At 68.5% G+C, this 17,243-nt stretch carries 18 protein-coding genes; 9 read left to right on the forward strand and 9 right to left on the reverse strand.

The annotated features are described in order from the left end of the window. Nucleotides 1-175: 175 nt before the first annotated feature. Genes ccmA through ASD21_RS15900 form a run of 3 tightly spaced genes read left to right on the forward strand, consistent with a single transcriptional unit; the run spans nt 176 to nt 1,694 of the window. A complete protein-coding gene (ccmA, locus tag ASD21_RS15890) occupies nt 176-790 on the forward strand; it encodes a heme ABC exporter ATP-binding protein CcmA (RefSeq protein ID WP_056443290.1) in 615 nt (204 codons plus the stop codon). Beyond that, nucleotides 787-1,452 (forward strand): heme exporter protein CcmB, encoded by a 666-nt coding sequence (gene ccmB, locus ASD21_RS15895; RefSeq protein WP_056443292.1) that lies wholly within the window; start codon nt 787-789, stop codon nt 1,450-1,452. Before ccmA ends, ccmB begins: the two co-directional genes overlap by 4 nt. A gap of 17 nt (nt 1,453-1,469) precedes the next feature. After that, the gene (locus tag ASD21_RS15900; RefSeq protein ID WP_056444131.1) at nt 1,470-1,694 is read left to right on the forward strand and encodes a DUF7336 domain-containing protein; all 225 of its coding nucleotides are present in this window, start codon (nt 1,470-1,472) and stop codon (nt 1,692-1,694) included. 4 nt (nt 1,695-1,698) lie between these two features. Here the strand turns inward: ASD21_RS15900 and ASD21_RS15905 are convergent, their stop codons facing one another. Next, complete coding sequence (locus ASD21_RS15905) at nt 1,699-2,595, reverse strand: DMT family transporter (protein WP_056443295.1); 897 nt, start codon at nt 2,593-2,595, stop codon at nt 1,699-1,701. A gap of 238 nt (nt 2,596-2,833) precedes the next feature. Continuing rightward, entirely contained in the window at nt 2,834-3,184 is a 351-nt protein-coding gene (locus ASD21_RS15910; protein WP_056443297.1) for a DUF3147 family protein, read from the reverse strand. A gap of 165 nt (nt 3,185-3,349) precedes the next feature. Between ASD21_RS15910 and ASD21_RS15915 the strand changes: the two genes are divergently transcribed. From ASD21_RS15915 to ASD21_RS15930, 4 genes are read left to right on the forward strand one after another with little or no spacing between them, the layout of a single operon-like run. Continuing rightward, nucleotides 3,350-3,913 carry a Spy/CpxP family protein refolding chaperone gene (locus ASD21_RS15915; protein WP_056443300.1) on the forward strand — a complete coding sequence of 188 codons (564 nt, stop codon included), beginning with the start codon at nt 3,350-3,352 and terminating at the stop codon, nt 3,911-3,913. Nucleotides 3,914-3,971: 58 nt separating this feature from the next. Next, nucleotides 3,972-4,718, forward strand: coding sequence for a heme ABC transporter permease CcmC (gene ccmC / locus ASD21_RS15920; protein ID WP_056443303.1), 747 nt, complete (start codon nt 3,972-3,974; stop codon nt 4,716-4,718). A 3-nt stretch (nt 4,719-4,721) separates the two neighbouring features. Further along, nucleotides 4,722-4,913 (forward strand): heme exporter protein CcmD, encoded by a 192-nt coding sequence (gene ccmD, locus ASD21_RS15925; protein ID WP_056443306.1) that lies wholly within the window; start codon nt 4,722-4,724, stop codon nt 4,911-4,913. Then, nucleotides 4,910-5,422 (forward strand): DsbE family thiol:disulfide interchange protein, encoded by a 513-nt coding sequence (locus tag ASD21_RS15930; protein WP_056443309.1) that lies wholly within the window; start codon nt 4,910-4,912, stop codon nt 5,420-5,422. The genes ccmD and ASD21_RS15930 overlap by 4 nt, the downstream gene beginning before the upstream one ends. A gap of 121 nt (nt 5,423-5,543) precedes the next feature. Here the strand turns inward: ASD21_RS15930 and ASD21_RS15935 are convergent, their stop codons facing one another. Further along, nucleotides 5,544-5,912 carry a glycine zipper 2TM domain-containing protein gene (locus tag ASD21_RS15935; protein ID WP_056443311.1) on the reverse strand — a complete coding sequence of 123 codons (369 nt, stop codon included), beginning with the start codon at nt 5,910-5,912 and terminating at the stop codon, nt 5,544-5,546. A gap of 227 nt (nt 5,913-6,139) precedes the next feature. On the opposite strand from ASD21_RS15935, the gene ASD21_RS15940 reads away from it, so the two are divergent. Further along, the gene (locus ASD21_RS15940) at nt 6,140-6,415 is read left to right on the forward strand and encodes a hypothetical protein (protein WP_056443314.1); all 276 of its coding nucleotides are present in this window, start codon (nt 6,140-6,142) and stop codon (nt 6,413-6,415) included. A 25-nt stretch (nt 6,416-6,440) separates the two neighbouring features. Here the strand turns inward: ASD21_RS15940 and ASD21_RS15945 are convergent, their stop codons facing one another. The 5 genes from ASD21_RS15945 to ASD21_RS15965 all read right to left on the reverse strand — a co-directional run bounded on the left by ASD21_RS15945 (nt 6,441) and on the right by ASD21_RS15965 (nt 11,609). Then, nucleotides 6,441-7,754, reverse strand: coding sequence for a bifunctional folylpolyglutamate synthase/dihydrofolate synthase (locus ASD21_RS15945; protein WP_056443317.1), 1,314 nt, complete (start codon nt 7,752-7,754; stop codon nt 6,441-6,443). Between the two features lie 113 nt (nt 7,755-7,867). Then, the gene (locus ASD21_RS15950; RefSeq protein ID WP_056443320.1) at nt 7,868-8,797 is read right to left on the reverse strand and encodes an acetyl-CoA carboxylase carboxyltransferase subunit beta; all 930 of its coding nucleotides are present in this window, start codon (nt 8,795-8,797) and stop codon (nt 7,868-7,870) included. A gap of 11 nt (nt 8,798-8,808) precedes the next feature. Then, entirely contained in the window at nt 8,809-9,636 is an 828-nt protein-coding gene (gene trpA / locus ASD21_RS15955) for a tryptophan synthase subunit alpha (RefSeq protein WP_056443323.1), read from the reverse strand. Nucleotides 9,637-9,718: 82 nt separating this feature from the next. After that, the gene (gene trpB, locus ASD21_RS15960) at nt 9,719-10,939 is read right to left on the reverse strand and encodes a tryptophan synthase subunit beta (protein WP_056443325.1); all 1,221 of its coding nucleotides are present in this window, start codon (nt 10,937-10,939) and stop codon (nt 9,719-9,721) included. A 28-nt stretch (nt 10,940-10,967) separates the two neighbouring features. Further along, nucleotides 10,968-11,609, reverse strand: a complete 642-nt coding sequence (locus tag ASD21_RS15965; protein ID WP_056443329.1) for a phosphoribosylanthranilate isomerase — start codon at nt 11,607-11,609, stop codon at nt 10,968-10,970. A 492-nt stretch (nt 11,610-12,101) separates the two neighbouring features. Here ASD21_RS15965 and ASD21_RS15970 point away from each other — a divergent pair, with 492 nt between their 5' ends. Continuing rightward, nucleotides 12,102-14,759 carry an FG-GAP repeat domain-containing protein gene (locus tag ASD21_RS15970; RefSeq protein ID WP_056443333.1) on the forward strand — a complete coding sequence of 886 codons (2,658 nt, stop codon included), beginning with the start codon at nt 12,102-12,104 and terminating at the stop codon, nt 14,757-14,759. A 77-nt stretch (nt 14,760-14,836) separates the two neighbouring features. Here ASD21_RS15970 and ASD21_RS15975 read toward each other — a convergent pair whose 3' ends face one another. Next, on the reverse strand, nt 14,837-17,125 hold the full coding sequence (locus tag ASD21_RS15975) for an NADP-dependent malic enzyme (RefSeq protein ID WP_056443336.1): 2,289 nt from the start codon (nt 17,123-17,125) through the stop codon (nt 14,837-14,839). Between the last annotated feature and the right edge of the window lie 118 nt (nt 17,126-17,243).

Consider the following 17,243-nt stretch of genomic DNA (forward strand, 5'->3'; position numbering starts at 1 on the left):
TGTCCACGGCCGCCGGAAAACCTCTCCAGGGATCGCGCGATCGAGGCGGACCCACAGCGTCCATCCTCGCGCCGCGTACGCCCCATCCAATGCGGAGGGTGACGGCCGAGGGCTTCTTAGCGGTCGTCGTCGGCAACGTCCATGCACAGGGCAGGGTCTTGAGGGCTTCCCGTCCATGTTGAGAGCTATTCGCATCAAGGACTTAAGTCTTGTTCGCGGCGAGCGGCGGCTGTTCTCGGGTCTGGATCTGGAGATCTCGGCGGGACAGGCCGTGGCCCTGACGGGACGCAACGGCGCGGGCAAGACCAGCCTGTTGCGGGCCGTGGCGGGCCTGTTGCGGCCGTCGCGGGGCGTCATCGGCTTCGACGGCGAGGCCGGCCCGCTGGAGGCCGAGGTCGCGCGGTCCGACGGGCTGCACCTGGTCGGCCATCACGACGGCCTGAAATCGACGCGTTCGGCCTGGGAGGAGCTGCTGTTCCAGACCCGCTGGACCGGCGGGTCCGAGGCCTCGGCGCGCGCGGCCGCGAAGAAGCTGGACCTGGACCGCCTGCTCGACCTGGAGATCCGTCGTCTGTCGGCCGGTCAGCGCCGGCGCGTGGCCCTGGCCCGGCTGCTGGCCAGCCCCCGGTCGCTGTGGCTGCTGGACGAGCCGATGGCCCCGCTGGACGCCGGCCATCGCGAGGGCTTCGGCGCCCTGATGGCTCGACACCTCGAAGGCGGCGGCATGGTGCTGGCCGCCGTCCACGATCCCCTGCCCGTTCCCTGCCGCGTGGTGGAGGTCGGCGGATGAAGGCGTTCCTGATCCTGCTGCGCCGCGAGCTGGCCCTGGCCTGGGGCAATGGCGGCGGGCCGCTGCTGGCCCTGGCCTTCTACGCCTGCGTCGTGACCCTGCTGCCGCTGGCGGCCGGCCGCGCGCCCGAGCGGCTGGCCTCGCTGGCCCCCGGCATCGCCTGGCTGGCCCTGGCCCTGGCCGCCCTGCTCTCCCTGGAGCGCCTGTTCGAGCGCGACTTCGAGGATGGGGCGCTGGACCTGCTGGCGTTGGGTCCCGCCCCGCTGGAGGCGGTGGCCGTGGCCAAGTGCCTGGCCCACTGGTTGGCGGCCGGCGCGCCCTTGGCCCTGGCCGCTCCGATCGCCGCCCTGGCGCTGGGCGCCTCGCCGCACATCATCCCGCTGCTGATCCCCTGCGCCCTGGCCGGGGGCCTGGCCTTCTCGTTCCTGGGCGGACTGGGCGCCAGCCTGGCGCTGGGGTCCAAGCGCGGCGGCCTGCTGGTGGCGGTGATCGTCCTGCCGCTCTACGTGCCGCCGGTGATCTTCGGGGCCGGGGCGCTGGACGCCCTGGCCGGGGGATTGCCGTGGACGGGGGGACTGTTCCTGCTGCTGGCCTATTCGGCCGCGGCCGTGGCCCTGGGCCCGATCGCCATGGCGGCGGCGTGCCGGAACGCGCTGGACTGAGGTTGGGAGGTTGGATCGTGGATGAGAAAAATACAGTCTACGTTCTTCATCACGTCAGGGCCGACGACGAGTTCGGTGACGACACCAAGTTGATTGGGGTCTATCGCTCGCAAGCCGCAGCCGAAGATGCCGTTCTGCGGCTGATGGTCCAGCCGGGCTTTTGCGATACTCCTGAAGGCTTCAGTATCGACGGTTACCGGCTAGACCAGGATCACTGGCAGGAAGGGTTTGAAACGATCTAGTCGCCTAGATCGGCCCCGCGCTCGCCGTCACCGGTGCCACATGCCGCTCGCCCAGCACCACCGCGAAGCTGCCGGCGATGATCATCAGGCCGCCGGCCGCCAGGGCCCAGGTCAGGTGGTCGCCGAACAGCCACACCCCGATGCAGGCGCCCATCAGCGGCTCGATATTGATGAACACCCCGGCGCTGGCGCTGCCGACCCGGGCCGAGCCGAACTGCCAGGCGGCGGTGGCCAGCAGAGTGCCCAGCACGCCCAGGCCGAGAATGCCGACCCAGACCATCGGCGAAAGATCCAGCTTGGGCGGTCCGTGCATGACCCACGAGATCGGCAGCACGGTGGCGGCGGCGATGATCACCGTCACGGCCGGTATGGCCATCGGGGTCGGGGCCTTGGGCGCGCGGCGCAGCACGATCAGCCAGGCCAGGAAGATGAACAGCGAGCCCAGCGACAGGGCCACGCCCAGGGGCGAGCCGGCCCCGTCCGGCTTGCCGGCGATCAGGGCGGCGCCCAGGGTCGCGGCCGCCACCCCGCCCCATGAGGCGCGGCTGACCTTCTCGCCCAGCAGCTTGGCCGAGATGGCGATCAGGGCCGGCATGGCCCCGACCAGCAGGGCCGCCAGGGTGACGCTGACATGGGCCAGGCCCTCGAACTGCACCATGAAGGCGATCCCGTACAGCGCCCCGGCCGCCAGGATCACCGGCGAGCGGAACAGGGCCCGGGCCTCGGCGGTCCTCAGGGCGAACGGCGCGGCGACCACCGCCGCCACCGCGAACCGCAACAGCACCATGTGCGCCGCGTCGGTCTCGCGCAGCACCAGCTTGCCCAGCGGGAAGCCCAGCCCCCAGCAGACGCCGGCGACGATCAGGGCGAGGAAGGCGACATGCTTGTCGGGGCGTTTCATGGCCAGGCTTCTAACCGTGTTCGGAGGGGCGGAGATAGGCGCGCGGTCTAGCCCGCATCGACATTCGGCGGCTGGGACGAAAACCTCGTCCTTCGACAAGCTCAGGATGAGGTTTTTCTAGCCTCGGACTTGTAAATGGTCCTCATCCTGAGTCTGTCGAAGGACGAGGACCACGCACCGAGCCTGAATGTTGTCGATACCCACTCCGGCCCGAACCGCCGTCAGCGCATGACAGCAGTCAGAGCTTCAGGCCGAAGCGCGGTCCGATCGCCGTCATGGTCAGATAGAGGCCCACGGTGACGATGCAACCGGCGCCCAGCGCCATCCAGAAGTTCACGCCCCGCCGCAGCAGGGCCGGTACGATCAGGAACATCGGCAGGGACGGCAGCACGTACCAGAAGGTCGCCTCGACGTGGGTGGCCATCCGTCCGACGTCGCGGGTGTCGCGCCACAGCCACAGCATGCCCAGGATCGAGATCAGCGGCAGCGAGGCGACCAGGGCGGCGAAGCCCGGCTGGCGCTTGGCGATCTCGGACACCAGGGCGATGATCACCCCCGAAATCGCGGCCTTGACCAGCAGGTAGAGCATTCCGGGACCTCCGTTGGGGCGCGGCGCCGCGAGAATCCATCGCGGCGTCAAAGCGTTATCGACGATCTGTCCGTCAGTCCTGCAACATTCGTCGAAGATTCTGACATTCCGGCGTTACATGGGGAATTGAGGTTCTGCTCAAGGTATTTTCCACGGAGCAATCAGATGCGCATGCAACCGAGCCGCCTGGCCTTGACGGCCGCGGCCGCGATCCTCCTCTCCACCGCGACGGCCGCCGTCGCCCAGGACGGTCCGCCGCCGCCCGGCCCGCCCCCTTCCGGCATGCCCCCCTCCGGCATGCCGATGTCCCACGATGGCCCCGGCGGTCCGATGATGATGATGCGCCATCATCACATGGATCCCGAAGCCCGCGCCCAGCACCTGCGCGACGTGCTGCAGCTGCGTCCCGACCAGGACGGCGCCCTGAAGGCCTTTCTGGCCGCGACCGAGCCCAAGGACTGGGACGGCGACCGGCCGAAGAAGGGGGACGGGGACGGTCCGCCCAAGGCGCTGACCACGCCCGAGCGCCTGGATCGGGAGACCGAGCACCTGGCCCGCGCCAAGGCGCGCATCGACGCCACCCGCGCCTTCTACGCGGCCCTGTCGCCCAGCCAGAAGAAGGCCTTCGACGCCCTGGGCCCGATGGTCGGCGGTCATGGCGCGATGATGCGCCACGTCGAAACCCGGCGCTTCGAGGGCGGTCCGGACGGCATGCCGGGCAAGCCCTGAGGCCGGCTGGACCGTCTCGACGATTGCGGGCGTCCTCCAGGTCTTCTAAGGCTCGGAAATGGACGCCCGTGACCGACATCATCCGCTGGATTTCCTGACGAACCCCGAGCGGTTCATGGCCTTTTCCAGCTGGGCCGCGCCGATGTTCGGCGTGATCGCGGCGGTGCTGGCCGGAGTCGGCCTGGTGCTGACCTTTGTCGCGCCGGAGGACTACCAGCAGGGCGACACGGTGCGGATGATGTTCATCCACGTGCCGGCCGCCGTGATCAGCATGTTCGTCTATCTGTGCCTGGGCGTGGCCAGCTTCCTGGCCCTGGTGTTCCGCCACGCCCTGGCCGACGCCGCCGCCGTGGCCTGCGCGCCGCTGGGCGCGGCCTTCACGGTCCTGGCCCTGGTCACCGGCTCGTTGTGGGGCAAGCCGATGTGGGGAACCTGGTGGGTGTGGGACGCCCGCCTGACCTCGGTGCTGGTGCTGCTGCTGTTCTATCTGGGCTATCTGGCCCTGCGCTCGGCCCTGGAGGACGAGCAGAAGGCGGCCCGCGCCGCGGCGATCCTGGCCCTGGTCGGCCTGATCAACCTGCCGATCATCAAGTTCTCGGTCGAATGGTGGAACAGCCTGCACCAGGGCAGCTCCACGCTGTTCGCCAAGCCGGGCGACGCCCTGCCGGCGGTCTATGCCTGGCCCATGCTGGTGATGAGCCTGGCCTATCTGTCGGCGTTCGGATCGCTGTGGCTGGTGCGGATCCGCGCCCTGGTCTGGCGGCGCAAGGCCCGGGCCCTGGCCCTGCAAGCGGCGGAGGGCTAAGGGATGCACTTCGATTTCGACGCCGGCAAGTACGCGGTCTATGTCTGGCCGGCCTTCGCCCTTACGGCCGCCGCCTTCGTCTGGATGATCGCCGACAGCCTGGCCTCGGCCCGCCGCTGGCGGCGCGAGGCCGAGCGGCTGCAGGCGCGCCGCCAAGTCCAAGGCGAGACCCAAGGCGAGGCGGGGAAGCCGTGAACCGCTGGATCGGCTACGCGCCGCTGATCGTCCTGCTGGGCCTGGGCGTGCTGTTCGCCGGCTACGCGCTCAAGCACGACCCGCATGTCCAGCCCCACGCCCTGGTCGGCAAGCCGGTCCCGGCCGTGACCCTGCCCGACCTCGACACCGGCGCGATGGTCGCGGTGCGCGACGCGCCGGCTGGTCCGCGGCTGATCAACTTCTTCGCCTCCTGGTGCGCGCCCTGCCGGGTGGAGCAGCCGCAGCTGATGGCGCTCAAGGCCCGGGGCGTCACCGTGGTCGGCGTCGCCTACAAGGACGAGCCGGCCCGGACCCAGGCCTTCCTCGCCGAGCTGGGCGACCCGTTCGCCGTCAAGCTGGCGGACCGCACGGGCCGCGCGGGCATCGAGTTCGGCGTCACCGGCGTGCCCGAGACCTTCCTGGTCGGAGCCGACGGCGTGATCCTGGCCAAGCACAGCGGCCCGCTGACCGACGCCGACGTCCAGGAGATGCTGGGCAAGCTGCGCTAAAGCGTTTTCAAGCGAGGTGGACGCCGGCTCGCGCGAAGAAGACGCCTAAAATCAAAGACTCTGGACGCGAAAAGGCCCGGACGGCCATGCCGGTCCGGGCCCGCGTTCGGTTTCAGCGGCGTCAGCAGCGCGAACCCTTGCCGATCTGGCTGCCGGCATAGGCGCCGACGCCCGCGCCCAGCAGGGTGCCGGGGGTGCGGTTGCCGTGCGAGACCGAGTTGCCCAGCAGGCCGCCGGCCACGGCGCCGATGATCGCGCCGGTCGCCTTGCCGTTCTTGCGGTGCGAGCGGCAGCTGTCGTAGCTGCGATAACGGCTGTCGTAACGGCTGTCGTAACGGCTGTCGTAACGGCTGTCGTAGCGCTCGTAACGATGGTGGTCGCGATAATAGCGGCCGTCATGGGCCGAGGCGAAGCTCGGGACCGAAGCCAGGCTCAGGGCCGCGGTGGCGGCGGCGAGCAGCGAAACGGTGGTCTTTGCGGTGGTGCGCATCGGGTGTCCCTTTCAGATCAGTTCGAGTCCGACCGCCCGGCCCCGATCCGGGTCGATCCTGGGGACAGCCTAGGCGGCCGAGCCTGAACGGCGTCGACAACCCGACTTTCATCCGGCGTTCATTTTTCTCCGGGTTTTCCCGTAGTTTTCCGGCGCTGAACCGCGACCATTAACCGCGCGTTGACCATGCTCGCCGACTTTGCGTTAACCATGATAGAGTCGCGTTCATGAGCACGATCCGCCCCACCGGCTTGCCGGCCGTTCCGCAGAGGCCCGCCTCGTCCCAAGGGACGACGGGGACCGGCGGCTCGCGCGCGGCGGCGTTCTTCCAGGCGGCCGTCGGCGACGCCGCCGCGACCCGGCCGACCACGCCGCCGATCGCCGTCCAACTGCAGACCCAGGCCCAGCCGCAGCGCCAGCCGCCGGCCCGCCCGTTCGTCCAGCCAACCGAACAGCCGCAACGCATCCTGCGCCCCGGCTCGCTGCTGAACATCCTGGTCTAGTTCGGACCGGCGCCTAGACCGACCCCTAGACCGGCCACGTCTCCGGACTCGTCGCCAGCACTTCGCCCGCCAGATAGAGCGAGCCGCAGATCAGCACGTGCGGCGTCGGCGCGACGGCCAGCGCCTTGTCCAGGGCCGCCTCGACGCTGTCGCAGGCCTGGGCCCGCAGGCCGGCCAGCTCCGCCGCCGCCGCCGTCTGGGCGGCGCTGGCGGCGGCGTGGCCCTCGAACGTGACCGTGAAGACCTTGGCCTCGAGCGCCGCGAACGGCGCGAAGAAGCCGGCGGCGTCCTTGTTGGCCAGCAGGCCGGAGATCAGCGCCACGGGCCGGCCGTCGCGGGCGGCCAGGTCGCCCAGGGCCCTGGCCACGGCCTGGCCGGCGTGCGGATTGTGACCGCCGTCGAGCCAGAGGTCAGCCCCGGCCGCCTTGGCGCGCGCGGCCAGCGGTCCGGCCGTCAGCCGCTGGAACCGCGCGGGCCAGGTCGCGGCGGCGATCCCTCGGGCCATGGCCGCCTCGTCGATGCGCGCATCGTTCAGGACCAGCATCGCCGCCACCGCCAGGCCGGCGTTGGCGAACTGGTGCTCGCCGGGCAGCGACGGGGCCGGCAGGTCCAGCAGGCGGTCCTGCAGCTGCACCAGCAGCCGTCCACGCTCGCTCCAGGCGTCGAAGTCGCGGCCCATCAGAGTCAGGGGCGCTTCGGCGAGGTCGGCCTCGCGCTCGACGACCCGCTCGGCCTCCTCGGCCTGGCGGGCGCTGACCACCGGGATGTTCGGCTTGATGATCCCGGCCTTTTCCTGGGCGATGGCCGCCAGGGTGTCGCCCAGGAACTCGCGGTGGTCGATGTCGATCGGGGCGATGACGCTGACGGCGGGCATGACCACGTTGGTGGCGTCCAGCACCCCGCCCAGCCCCACCTCGACCAGGCACAGGTCGGCCGGGACCTCGGAAAAGGCCTGGAACGCCGCGGCGGTGGTGATCTCGAAGAAGGTGATCGGCAGGCCGGCGTTGGCGGTCTCGACGCGCTCGAGCACCTCGGCCAGGTGTTCGTCGGTGATCAGGGACCCGGCCAGGCGGATGCGCTCGGCGAACCGCACCAGGTGGGGCGAGGTGAAGACGTGGACGCGGAGCCCCGCCGCCTCGGCCATGGCCCGCAGATAGGCGACGGTCGAGCCCTTGCCGTTGGTGCCGGCCACGTGGATCACCGGCGGCAGGCGCCTTTGCGGGTCGCCCAGGGCCGCGCACAGCCGGACCATCCGCTCCAGCGACAGGTCGATCAGCTTGGGATGCAGGGCCTGCAGCCGCGCCAGCGCGGCGTCGTGGGCGCGGAGGTGGTCGGTCATGAGGGTCCGCCCTCGTCCTTCGACAGGCTCAGGATGAGGGCTATTGCTCACTCAGCGCCAAATTCGAACCTCATCCTGAGCTTGTCGAAGGACGAGGTTCGTTCACGAACGTCCTAGGCCGCCTTGAGCCCGCGTCCCATCATCAGGGTGCCCAGGATCGAGCCCAGCACGGCCGGCAGCTCCTTGCGCGGCGTGACACGGTCGACCATGCCCTTCTCGACCAGGTATTCCGAGCGTTGGAAGCCCGGCGGCAGGGTCTCGCGGATGGTCTGCTCGATCACCCGGGGACCGGCGAAGCCGATCAGGGCGCCCGGCTCGGCCAGGTGCACGTCGCCGAGCATGGCGTAGGAGGCGGTGACGCCGCCGGTGGTCGGGTCGGTCAGCACCACGACGTAGGGCAGGCCGGCGTCCTTCATCGCGTTGATGGCCAGGGTGGTACGGGCCATCTGCATCAGGGACAGGGCCCCTTCCTGCATCCGCGCGCCGCCGGCGGCGGTGAAGGCCACCAGCGGAACCTGGCGCTCGATCGCGGCCTCGGCGGCGGCGATGAAGCCCTCGCCCGCGGCCATGCCCAGCGAACCGCCCATGAAGGCGAAGTCCTGGACCAGCACCACGGCGTCGACGCCGCCGACCTTGCCGAAGGCGATGGCCATGGCGTCCTGCTCGCCGGTCGCCTTGCGGGCGGCGGCCAGGCGGTCCTTGTAGGACTTGCCGTCCGAGAACTTCAGCGGATCCTCGAACACGGCCGGGGTCGGCAGGACCGAGAACAGCGCCTCGTCGAAGGTGAACTTGAAGCGCAGTTCGGGACCGATGCGCATGTGGCGTCCGGCCGGGGTGACCCACAGGGCCGCCTCCAGGTCGGAGCGGTAGATCATCTCGCCCGTGTCGGGGCATTTGACCCAGAGGTTCTCCGGGGTCTCGCGCTTGGCGAACGCGCCGCGCACGCCGGGCGCGATCCGCGACAGCCAGCCGCCGCGACGGCCCTCCGCCGGCGCCTTGGTCTTGTCGCCCTTCTTGGGCCCCTGGGGTTCAGCCATCGCCATAGCCTTCAGCCTCACGCCAATTCGAGTCGCGCCGACCGCACAGCCTTAGCCAGCTCCGACGCCTTGAGAAGAACCTTCTCGGTCACGTTTTCGTTCACCTTGGCCGCGGACTCGATTTCGTCCACCAAGGCCGAGCCGACCACGGCCGCGTCGGCGACGCGGGCCACGGCGGCGGCCTGGGCCGGGGTGCGGATGCCGAAACCGACCGCCACCGGCAGGCCCGAGGCCGCGCGCAGCCTGGCCACGGCCGGGGCCACGTCGCCGGCGTCGGCCGACTTCACGCCGGTCACGCCGGCCACCGACACGTAGTACAGGAAGCCCGAGGTGCGGCGGACCACGGCCGGCAGGCGCGCGTCGTCGGTGGTCGGGGCGGCCAGGCGGATCAGCGAGATCCCGGCGGCCTCGAGCGCGTCGGCCAGCGGATCGGCCTCCTCCGGCGGGCAGTCGACCACGATCAGGCCGTCGACCCCGGCTTGCGCCGCGTCATGGGCGAAGGCCTCGAAGCCCTTGTTCACCAGCGGGTTCAGGTAGCCCATCAGGATCAGCGGGGTGTCCTGGTCGCCTTCGCGGAAGGCGCGGACCAGGTCCAGCGTGCCGTTCAGGGTCATCTTCTGGGCCAGGGCGCGCTGGCTGGCGCGCTGGATGGTCGGGCCCTCGGCCATCGGGTCCGAGAACGGGAAGCCCAGCTCGATTAGGTCGGCCCCGGCGGCCGGCAGGCCCTTCAGGATGGCCAGCGCCGTGGCGGCGTCGGGATCCCCGGCCATCACGTAGGAGACGAAGCCGGCGCGGTTCTCGGCCTTCAGGGCCGCGAACCGGCGATCGATACGGTCTTTGGTCATGATCTCAGTTCCCGCCTGGAAAAGCGGTGGAGCCAAAACCCTTGTCGAAGGACGAGGGCGTGGAGCGCGGAGTCGAACGCATCTAGATCGTCCGCCCGAGGGCGTCGGCCACGGTGAAGATGTCCTTGTCGCCTCGGCCCGACAGGCACAGCACGATCACCCCGCCCTCGCCGATCTCCTTGGCCAGCTGCGGCAGCTTGGCGATCGCGTGGGCGCTTTCCAGGGCCGGGATGATGCCCTCGAGCTCGGCGCACAGCTGGAACGCCTTCAGGGCCTCGTCGTCGGTGCAGGTCAGGTACTGGGCCCGGCCGACGTCGTGCAGGAACGAGTGCTCCGGCCCGATGCCCGGATAGTCCAGGCCGGCCGAGATCGAGTGGGCGTCCAGGATCTGGCCGTCGGCGTCCTGCAGCAGGTAGGTCTTGTTGCCGTGCAGCACGCCCGGGCGGCCGCCGGTCAGCGAGGCGGCGTGCTTGTCGGTCTCCAGCCCGTGGCCCGAGGCCTCGACGCCGTAGATCTTGACGCTCTCGTCGGCCAGGAACGGGTGGAACATGCCGATGGCGTTCGAACCGCCGCCGACGCAGGCGACGACCGCGTCCGGAAGCCGGCCCTCGGCCTCCTGGATCTGCTCGCGGGTCTCGTTGCCGATCACCGCCTGGAAGTCCCGGACCATGGCCGGATAGGGGTGCGGACCGGCCGCGGTGCCGATCATGTAATAGGTGTCGTGGACGTTGGTGACCCAGTCGCGCATCGCCTCGTTCATGGCGTCCTTGAGGGTGGCGGCCCCCGAGGTCACCGGGCGCACTTCCGCCCCGAGCAGGTTCATGCGGAAGACGTTGGGCTTCTGACGCGCCACGTCGACGGCGCCCATATAGACCACGCAGGGCAGGCCGAAGCGCGCCGTCACGGTGGCGCTGGCCACGCCGTGCTGGCCCGCGCCGGTCTCGGCGATGATCCGGGTCTTGCCCATGCGCTGGGCCAGCAGGATCTGGCCCATGCAGTTGTTGATCTTGTGCGCGCCGGTGTGGTTCAGCTCCTCGCGCTTGAAATAGATCTTCGCGCCGCCGATGTGCCGGGTCAGGCGCTCGGCGAAATACAGCGGGCTGGGGCGGCCGACATAATGGGTCAGGTAGCCGCTCAGCTCCTTCTGGAAGCTCGGATCGTTCTTGGCTTCCGTGTAGGCCCGGTCCAGCTCGAGCACGAGCGGCATCAGGGTCTCGGCCACATAGAGGCCGCCGTAGTCGCCGAAGCGGCCCCTGGCGTCGGGGTAGGCGGACCAGTCATTAGGTTTGGTCGGAACGTTCACGAGCTCTTCCGAAACATCAGGCGAAACATCACGCGCGTTTGACGGCGTCGAGGAACGCCGTGATCAGAGCCGGGTCCTTTAGGCCGGGACCCCGCTCGACGCCAGAGGAAACGTCCACCAGCGGCGCGCCGGAGGCCTTGATCGCCAGGGCTACGTTCCACGGATCCAACCCCCCGGCCAGGAAATGCGGGCGAGAAAATCGCCGGCCTTCCAGCAGGCTCCAGTCGAACCTTGCGCCGGTTCCGCCGGGGAGGGCGGATCCTTCCACCGGTCTGGCGTCGAACATCAGGTGCTCGACCACGCCGTCGAAAGCCGAGGCCTGGTCGACGTCCGCCGCCGACGAGACCGAAAAGGCCTTGATCACCCCGGCCCCGCTGCGCCGGGCGATCTCGCGGACCCGCGAGGGGGTCTCCTTGCCGTGCACCTGGATCAGGTCGGGCTTCAGCGTGGCCATCAGCTGGTCGACCAGGGCGTCGTCGGGATCGACGGTGACGGCCACGGTCTTGACTGGTGATTGGCGCAGCGGCGCGGCCAGCCGGGCGGCGGCCTCGGGGTCGAGGTTGCGGGGGCTCTTGGCGAAGAACACGAAACCCAGATGCGTCGCGCCGCCGTCCAGGGCGGCCGTCACGGCCTGGAGGGTCGAAAGGCCGCAGATCTTTGCATGAGGCATGGGGTTATCAACAGGGCGGGAAGAAGAGCTTGGCCGTTAACGGCTCGGCGACGTTCGACATATAGGGCGGTCGGCTGAACGACGAAACGCTCCTTGCGTCGGCGCCGAAATAAAGGGCGGTTCCGGCTGATGGGATGCGCTCTAAGTTGTGTCTGTACCCGTTAAGCCTAAGGCTGTATTATAACGATTGAGCTACAGATCGAACACGGATAGGTTTATAGTAGGTTGCAATACACGTATTCTGCATCGCCACTCATCGCCTATCTTGGCCAGAGCTTGTACTTTGACATCAAAGTACAAAATGATGACGTGCAATATCTGACCTTCACGCTGGAAGACGGAGTTTGGAATACGGTTGGCGGGTGGAGCAATTCCGGCGCGACCATCATCAAGATGGACACTCTGGGGGTCAGCGGCGTCACTCAGTGGGTGAACGATTCCTTCGACCTTAATATTAACCTGGTGAGTAACTGGGTTGGCGGTTGGTGGGTCATGGACGCGCAGACCGCGCGGGACACCATCACGGACAACGCCCAGCGCATCCAGATCGCCAACCTCGAAAGCAACGTCTCGCACGAGGCCAGCGCCAAGGATTGGCGCGCGGACATCCACTCGTTCACGGAACTGGCCGACTTCGTCGCGGACAAATTCACCGACGCCTACGCGGCGGAGACCACGCACACATTTTCAACGCAGGAAAGCCGCGCTCTCTATTACATGCAGTGGGTCTCGGGTCTGTGGAGCTACGGCAACCTGACCGACATCTACGCGCCGGGCGCTGTCCAGAACAACGAGATAACGGGCGCCATCGACCCCGCGACGATGTCGGTTCGCACCTACCTCGACTCGCCTATCGGTTGCTGCACGGACTACGTCACGGTTCTGACCTTCCTGCTTTCGCAGGCTGGCATCGAGACGCGGGTGGTCGGCGGCGTGGGTCACGTCCTGGTCGAGGCCTCGCTGGACGGCAAGTGGTGGACCTTGGACGCCAATGTGGGGATCGCCTACGAGGCGTCGGTCGACCAGATCGTCGACACCAGCACCACCGTGAAGGCCATCAGCTTCGACCACGAAGGCATGCAGCTGGGTTCCTCGATCTACCGCGAGGCGCTGGTCGAATTCCGCCAGAACATGCTCGCCTATTTCGACGACGGCTTCTTCGCGGACGGCTACCGATACAACACCGTCGACTTCTTCCACAGCCTGCCCTACGGCGACGCCTTCCTGTCCGAGATTAACCTCGCCGACTGGCCGACGTCGGACAACAGCCAAAACGGCTATCTGACCCTCAACTCCGACCTGAACGGACTGACGCTCGACCAGTACTACGCCATACTCAACATCCCGCTTCAGCGCCTGCACGCCGCGCAGGTGGACAGCGACGTCAGCACCGCCTTCGCCGACGGCGGATGGCGCGTCGGGATCACCAGCTTCTCCGGTCTGGTCGGCTATGTGGAGCAGCAGTTCGCCGCCGCGGCGCCCAACAGCGCCTTCTCCACCGCTGAAAGCCACGCGTTCTTCTATCTTCAGGCGGTCTCCGGCCTGTGGAACCTGGGCGCGGACGCGGGGGCCAGCGATGTCGCCGGCCTCCTGTCGGCCTCGACCGCGTCGCAGTCCGACTTCGCGACCGTGCTCGCCGCCCTCCTGAACCAAGCCGGCATCGAGAGCCGCATCATCGTGACGCCCAACTTCGTGATCAACGAAGTCAATCTCGACGGACACTGGTGGTCGCTGAACGCGGCGACCGGGGTGGCCGTCGAAGGGGCCTGGAACCAGGTGGTCGACACCTCGGGAACGCCGACGGTCTATCTCTTCGACAACGCACACCTTGATATGGGCGAACACTACCAGGACGTCGTGGATAACCTGGTGCGCGTCTACATGACCTCCGTGGCCAACGGCGTGGAATACGACTTCCAGCGCTACGCGGTCGCCGATTGGGCGCTGACCCACGGCTTCGGCGACGTCCTGGCCGGTCTGGCCGCGACGAAGACGCTGTTTCTCAACGGTGGTTCGTGGACCGAGCAGTCCAGCACCACGCCCTGGAACCTCGGGGACTTCGACGGCGACGGCAAGGCGGACGTATTCTCCTACGTGCCCGGCGTCTCCGGCGCCAACATGCTGCTGTCCAGCGGCTCGGGCTTCTCGACGCCGGCCAGCTGGACCGGCGCGGGCAACGGTTCGCAAGGCTGGTACGTCGGTGACTTCAATGGCGACGGCAAGGACGACATCTTCCGGGTGATCCCCGACGCTTCCGGCGCCCAGGTCTTCCTGTCCAACGGCGCGACCTTTGTCGGCGCGGGCAGCTGGGCTCAGCCCAACCTCAACGCTGGTCGCTGGTACATCGGCGACTTCGACGGCGACGGGCGCAGCGACATCCTCAACTACGCACCCGGCGTTTCCGGCGGCCAGGTCTATCTGTCGACGGGGTCGTCGTTCGCGAGCGCTGGGTCATGGACCTCGGCGGGCAACGGCTCGACGGGCTGGCTGATCGGCGACTTCAACGGCGACGGCAAGGACGACCTGGGGCGCGTCATCAACGACTCGGGGTTCCAGGTCTTGATATCGAACGGCGCCGGGTTCGATACGGTCGCGATCTGGTCGACGACGGGGAACGGGGCCGACAAGTGGGCGATCGGCGACTTCAACGGCGACGGCAAGGACGATCTGTTGCGGCGCGACGCGGCGACGGGCGGCAACGAGGTCTTGCTCTCCGACGGGAGCTCGTTCCACGGTCAAGGCCTGAGGAGCTCCAGCGATCCCGGCCTGCGCGGCTGGTTCGTCGGCGACTTCAACGGCGACGGGCTCGACGACATCTTCACCAGCCCCAGCGCTTCGGCGTCGATCAGCGTCGAACTGGCCCAGAACAAGGGAACGGCCGACCAGTTCGTGGGCCAGGACGACCATGTCGACAAGTTCGTGTTCCCGGCCGGCTTCGGCAACGACACGATCGTGAACTTCGACACCGACGGCGCCGACCACGACCTGATCGGCTTCAGCAAGTCGGTCTTCACCAGCTACGGGGATGTGATGGCGCACGCCCAGCAGGTGGGCCTGGACGTCGTGATCACCGTCGATGACCACACGTCGCTGACGCTCCACCACACGCTGATCGGAAGCCTGGTGTCGGACGACTTCCTCTTCCGTTGAGGCGCGTGATCGAGGGGGCGTAGCGAGGGCGATGCGGGCCGCGTCGGAGCCGCGCCTCCCGTCGCCGTGCGGTCAGATCACTCCCCCGCCGCCAAATCCCCGGCCCCCTCGTACGCCGCCATCATCGCCATATTCAGAATCTTCGACACCGACGCGCTCAATGGCGCGATCTGCACCGGCTTCGACAAGCCCAGCAGCACCGGCCCGATCACCGTCGCGCCCCCGAGCGACTGCACCAGCTTCGTCGCGATCGAGGCCGAGTGGATGGCCGGCATGACCAGGATGTTGGCGCTGTCGGTCAGGCGCATGAACGGGTAGTTGGCGCGCTTTTCCGGGTCCAGGGCCAGTTCGGGCGGCATTTCGCCCTCGTATTCGAAGTCGACGTCCATCTCGTCGAGCATGGCCACGGCCTCGCGCACCTTGTCGGAGCGCTCGCCCATCGGGTTGCCGAAGGTGGAGTAGCTCATGAAGGCCACGCGCGGCTTGAAGCCCAGGCGCTTGACGGCGCGGGCGGCCTCGCAGGCGATCTCGACCAGTTCGTCGGCGTCGGGCAGTTCGGTGACGTTGGTGTCGGCCACGAACACCGTGCGGCCCTTGGCCAGGACGACGGACATGCCCATGATCCGCCCGCCGGGGGCCGGATCGACGACGCGGAGCACCTCTTCCAGGGCCTGGTCGAAGCTGCGGGTGACGCCGGTGACCATGCCGTCGGCCTCGCCCAGGGTGACCATCGAGGCGGCGAAGCTGTTGCGGTCCTGGTTGATCAGGCGCTGGACGTCGCGCTTGAGGTAGCCCTCGCGCTGCAGGCGCTTGTAGAGGGCGTCGACATAGTCGGGATTGCGGTCGCTGAGGCGGGCGTTGACGATCTCCAGGCCCGCGGTCTCGGGGTCCAGGCCCACGACGCGCATGTTCTCCTGCACCAGGTTCTCGCGGCCGCAGAGGATGGCCTTGCCGTAGCCGCCGGTCTGGTAGGCGTAGGCGGCGCGGATCACCGACGGGTCCTCGCCCTCGGCGAACACGATCGTCTTGGGATTGGCCAGCACCGCGCCGCTGATCTTCTGCAGGAAGCCGGCGGTCGGATCCAGGCGCTGGGCCAGGCTGGCGCGATAGGCGTCCATGTCGGCGATCGGCTTGCGGGCCACGCCGGTGTCCATGGCGGCCTGGGCCACGAACGGCGGCACGTACCAGATCAGGCGCGGGTCGAAGGCCGAGGGGATGATGTATTGCGGGCCGAACTTCAGCTGGCGGCCGTGATAGGCGGCGGCGACTTCGTCGGGCACGTCCTCGCGGGCCAGCATGGCCAGGGCGTTGGCGCAGGCGATCTTCATCTCGTGATTGACGCGGCGGGCCCGCACGTCCAGCGCGCCGCGGAAGATGTAGGGGAAGCCCAGGACGTTGTTGACCTGGTTGGGATAGTCGCTGCGGCCGGTGCCCATGATGGCGTCCTTGCGCACGGCGTGGACCTCTTCCGGGGTGATCTCCGGATCGGGGTTGGCCATGGCGAAGATCACCGGATTGGGGGCCATGCTGGCGATCATCGCCGGCGTGAAGGCGCCCTTGGCCGAGAGGCCCAGCAGCACGTCCGCGCCCACGACGGCCTCGGCCAGGGTGCGCAGCGGGGTGTCGACCGCGTGGGCGCTCTTCCACTGGTTCATGCCCTCGGTGCGGCCCTGGTAGAGCACGCCCTTGCTGTCGACGGCGATGACGTTGTCGGGCTTGACGCCCATGGCCTTGATCAGCTCCATCGAGGCGATGCCGGCCGCGCCGGGGCCGTTGAGCACGACCTTCACGTCCTCGATCTTCTTGCCGGTGATGTGGCAGGCGTTGATCAGGCCGGCGGCGCAGATGATCGCCGTGCCGTGCTGGTCGTCGTGGAACACCGGGATGTCGAGCAGCTCCTGCAGCTCGGTCTCGATGCGGAAGCATTCGGGGCTCTTGATGTCCTCCAGATTGATGCCGCCGAACGTGACGCCGATGTTCTTGACCACCGTGATGATCTCGTCGGCGTCCTTGGAGCTGATCTCGATGTCGATGGAGTCGACGTCGCCGAAGCGCTTGAACAGGACGGACTTGCCCTCCATCACCGGCTTGGAGGCCAGGGCCCCCAGGTCGCCCAGGCCCAGGATCGCGGTGCCGTTGGAGATCACCGCCACCAGGTTGCCCTTGGAGGTGTATTCGTAGGCCATGTCCGGATTGGCGGCGATGGCGTGGACGGGCACGGCGACGCCGGGGGAATAGGCCAGGGACAGGTCGCGCTGGGTGGCCATCGGCTTGGTGGCGACGACGCCGATCTTCCCGGGGGTCGGATAGCGGTGGAAATTCAGCGCTTCCTCGTCCGTGAAGGTCTTCTTTTCCGCGTCGCTCATGCGGTTCCCCTGTCCTGCGCAAGTGTCTGGGGACGGGCCGAACAATGCGACACGTCCTTATGCGGCCGCACCGTAGCGACCGGGCGGGGTCGTAACAACCTCGCGCGCTTGAAGTTTT

The organism is Caulobacter sp. Root1455 (assembly GCF_001426905.1).
In the GTDB taxonomy this organism is placed as follows: Bacteria; Pseudomonadota; Alphaproteobacteria; order Caulobacterales; family Caulobacteraceae; genus Caulobacter.